This is a genomic window from Streptomyces sp. NPDC059564, from assembly GCF_042735575.1.
Classification (GTDB): Bacteria; Actinomycetota; Actinomycetes; order Streptomycetales; family Streptomycetaceae; genus Streptomyces.
In genome coordinates this window covers 1-3,363 of record NZ_JBHWBP010000553.1, presented here as the reverse complement: position 1 = coordinate 3,363, position 3,363 = coordinate 1, and the positions used below count along the sequence as shown (strand labels likewise).

Annotated in this window: 3 protein-coding genes and 1 pseudogene; all 4 read left to right on the top strand. The window is 73.6% G+C overall.

Annotation, left to right across the window (positions count from 1 at the left end; all coding sequences use genetic code 11):
• Nucleotides 1-113 (top strand): annotated as a pseudogene (locus tag ACFV0Q_RS39990) (RdlA protein); the annotation flags it as partial.
• Between the two features lie 159 nt (nucleotides 114-272).
• Nucleotides 273-857: a TetR-like C-terminal domain-containing protein gene (locus ACFV0Q_RS39985; protein ID WP_385012825.1), complete on the top strand. Its 585-nt coding sequence runs from the start codon at nucleotides 273-275 to the stop codon at nucleotides 855-857.
• On the top strand, nucleotides 857-1,705 hold the full coding sequence (locus ACFV0Q_RS39980; RefSeq protein WP_385012823.1) for an alpha/beta fold hydrolase: 849 nt from the start codon (nucleotides 857-859) through the stop codon (nucleotides 1,703-1,705). Before ACFV0Q_RS39985 ends, ACFV0Q_RS39980 begins: the two co-directional genes overlap by 1 nt.
• Nucleotides 1,706-1,850: 145 nt before the next feature.
• Complete coding sequence (locus tag ACFV0Q_RS39975; protein ID WP_385012821.1) at nucleotides 1,851-3,293, top strand: DHA2 family efflux MFS transporter permease subunit; 1,443 nt, start codon at nucleotides 1,851-1,853, stop codon at nucleotides 3,291-3,293.
• The last annotated feature ends 70 nt before the right edge of the window (nucleotides 3,294-3,363 follow it).

The window sequence follows — 3,363 nt, the reverse complement described above, 5'->3', positions numbered from 1 at the left end:
CGCAGAACCAGCAGTGCACCGAGAACTCCACCCAGGCCAAGGGCGACGAGCCGCTCTCGCACATCCTGGACAACATCCCGGTCCTGTCCGGCAACCTCTCCGCCAACAGCTGACCGTCCGGAAGGGCCGGTCGAGGGCGTCCGCACGAGCGCCCTCGGCCGGCCCTTCCGCATGTCCTCCGCCCTCCCCCGGTCCTCTCGGGCTGGACAAACATTGCCTAGAGACTCTAGGTTTTTACCTAGATGATCTAGTCAGTGAGGGAGGGATGCCCCATGGTGCGTGCCGGACTGAGTGCCGCCGTGCTGGTGGCGGCGGCCGCCGAGATGGCGGACGCGGAGGGGATCGAGAAGGTGACGCTGTCCGCGCTCGCGCGGCGGTTCGGCGTCAAGGACGCGAGCCTGTACTCGCACGTGCGGAACCTGCGGGACCTGCGCGTACGGGTCGCGCTGCTGGCCTCCGAGGAGATGACCAGCCGGATCGCCGACGCGGTCGCGGGACGGGCCGGCAAGGAGGCGCTCGTCGGCTTCGCGGACGCCTACCGGGCGTACGCCCTGGAACACCCCGGCCGGTACGCGGCGACGCAGATGCGCTTCGAGCCCGAGGAGGTCGCGGACTCGGCGGCGCTGCGCCGCAGCGTCGAGCTGACCTACGGGATGCTCCGCGCCTACGGACTGGAGGAGCCGGACCTCACCGACGCGGGCCGGCTGCTGCGCAGCACCTTCCACGGGTTCGCCCACCTGGAACTCGGCGGCGGCTTCGGGCACCCGCGCGAGGTGCGGGAGTCCTGGGCCCGGGCGCTGGACGCGCTGCACGTCGCGCTGGAGAACTGGCCGTCCCGGGACGGGGGAGAGAACTGATGGACACGGACACGGGCACGCTCACGGCCGGCACCCTGAAGGTGCCCGGCGCCACCCTGCGCTACGAGCGGCGGGGCCACGGCCCGGTGCTGCTGCTGATCCCCGGCGGCGGAGCCGACGCCGCGCTGTACGGGGCCGTCGCCCCCGGCCTCGCCGCGGCCGGGTACACCGTCGTCTCCTACGACCCGCGCGGCCACTCCCGCAGTCCGCTCGACGGGCCGCACACCGACCAGCGGGTGGCGGACTGGGGCGACGACGCGTGCCGGGTGCTGGAGCTGGTCTCCCCGCACGAGGCCGCGTACGTCCTCGGTTGCAGCGCGGGCGCCATCGCCGCGCTCGACCTGCTGGCCCGTCACCCCGGGCGGGTGCGCCGGGTGGTGGCGCACGAGCCGCCGCTGGTGGAGGTGCTGGAGGATCCCGCACCGTGGCGGGAGCTGTTCGCGGAGGTACGTACGCTGCTGCGCGCGCGGGGCGCCGCGGCCGCGATGGCCCGCTTCGGCGAGGGGCTCGGGGAGGGGTCGGGCGAGGAGCGGGAGCCGGTCGAACTGCCCCCCGAGGTACGGGAGATGGCGCCGCGCATGTACGCGAACCTGCCGGTGTTCCTGGAGCACGTGCTGTGCCCGTTCACATCGAGCGTGCCGGATGTGGCGGGCCTGCGGCGGGAGGCCGGGCGGCTGGTGGCGGCCGCCGGGCGGGACTCGCGGGAGCAGCCCGCGCTGTCCGGGCCGGCGCGACGGCTGGCCGAGCTGACCGGGGCCGGCTTCGCGGAGTTCCCGGGCGGGCACCTGGGCTGCACGGAGCGGCCGCGGGAGTTCGCGGCACGCCTGCTGGAGGTCCTCGCGGACTGAACCCCCCTCCCCCGGGACCGACTTCGGGGCCCCGCGGCGCACACCCAGATATCCATCTGTATTGATGCATCAAAAAAGATGGGTTATCTTCGTGGTGTGGGCCGCCGGGCGCTGCCGGGGCACGGAGAAGGAGGGGTGGGGGCCGATGCGGAAGTGGGCCGGGAACCCGTGGGCGGTGCTCGTCACCGTCGCGCTGGGGTTCTTCATGACGCTGCTGGACCTGACGATCGTCAACATCGCGATCCCGGAGATGATCGATTCCCTCGGGGCGACGCTCGACCAGACCCTGTGGGTGGTCAGCGGCTACGCCCTGGTGCTGGCGGTGCTGCTGATCAGCGCGGGACGGCTCGCGGACCTGTGGGGGCCGCGCAGGCTGTTCGCAGGCGGCGTGGTGGTCTTCACCCTGGCCAGCGTCGCCTGCGGGCTCGCGCCGGGCGCCGGGTTCCTGATCGCGGCCCGCGCACTGCAGGGCCTGGGCGCGGCGCTGCTGGTGCCGCAGACGATGACCCTGATCATCTCGGTGTTCCCCGCGCGGCGGCGCGGTACCGCCATGGGCGTCTGGGGCATGGTCGCCGGTCTCGCCACCCTCTCGGGCCCGACGCTGGGCGGGGTCCTCGTGTCGACCGTCGGCTGGCGCTGGATCTTCCTGGTCAACGTCCCCGTCGGGATCGCCGCCCTGCTGCTGACCTGGCTCGTGGTGCCGGACGTACGCACCGGTCGGACCGGCCGCTTCGACCTGACGGGCGTACTCATCGCGACCGGCGCGCTGTTCTGCCTGACCTTCGCCCTGCAGGAGGGCCGGCACTACCACTGGGGCGCGGGCATCTGGGCGCTGCTGGCCGCCGGTGCGGCGCTGACCGGCGGGTTCCTGCTGCACCAGCGGGGCAAGCAGCGGCGTGAGCCGCTGGTGCCGTTCGCCCTCTTCCGGGACCGCAACTTCGCGGTGCTCACGGTGATGGTGGCGCTGGTGTCGATGGCGATGATCGGACTGGTCCTGCCGTTCAACCTGTACCTGCAGAGCGTGCTGCACCTGAGCGCCGTCAAGGCGGGCATGGTGCTGGCGCCGTCCTCGCTGGTGTCGATGTGCGTGGGGCCCTGGGCGGGCCGGCTGTCGGACCGGATCGGGGGCAGGTACCTGCTGATGGCCGGCCTGGCCTGCTACGCGGCGGGGATGGTCGCCATCGTGCTGATCGCGGGGCCCGCGACGCCCTGGTTCGCCTTCGTGCCGGCCACGCTGGTGACGGGTCTGGGCGTCGGGCTGGTGGCGGCGCCGATGTCCACGGAGGCGATGCGCAACGTCGAACCGCGGCTGGCGGGCGCGGCGTCCGGGGTGAACAACACGGTGCGTCAGATCGGTTCGGTCATCGGCGCGGCGGCGGTCGGGGCCCTGCTCCAGGGGCGGCTGGCGGCGGAGCTGGCGCGGGGGGCGACGTACGCGGACGCCTTCGTCGCCACCCTGCACGTGACCGCGGTGCTGCCGATCGCGGCGGTCGTCATCGGGGCGCTCGGATGCCTGCTGGTACGGGGGCACGTGGCGGCCGGGCCGGCGGAGCGGAGCGGCGCGGGGCGCGAGACGGCGGCCGCTTGAGGGACCGGTTCCCTGCTCCCGCCCCACCCACCCCGGGAACAACAGAACCCCCCCCCACCCCCGGCGGTTG

Excerpts from the sequence above, each read along its gene's own strand:
- ACFV0Q_RS39975 (WP_385012821.1), top strand. The coding sequence starts at position 1,851 with ATGCGGAAGTGGGCCGGGAACCCGTGGGCGGTGCTCGTCACCGTCGCG.
- ACFV0Q_RS39985 (WP_385012825.1), top strand. The coding sequence starts at position 273 with ATGGTGCGTGCCGGACTGAGTGCCGCCGTGCTGGTGGCGGCGGCCGCC.
- ACFV0Q_RS39980 (WP_385012823.1), top strand. The coding sequence starts at position 857 with ATGGACACGGACACGGGCACGCTCACGGCCGGCACCCTGAAGGTGCCC.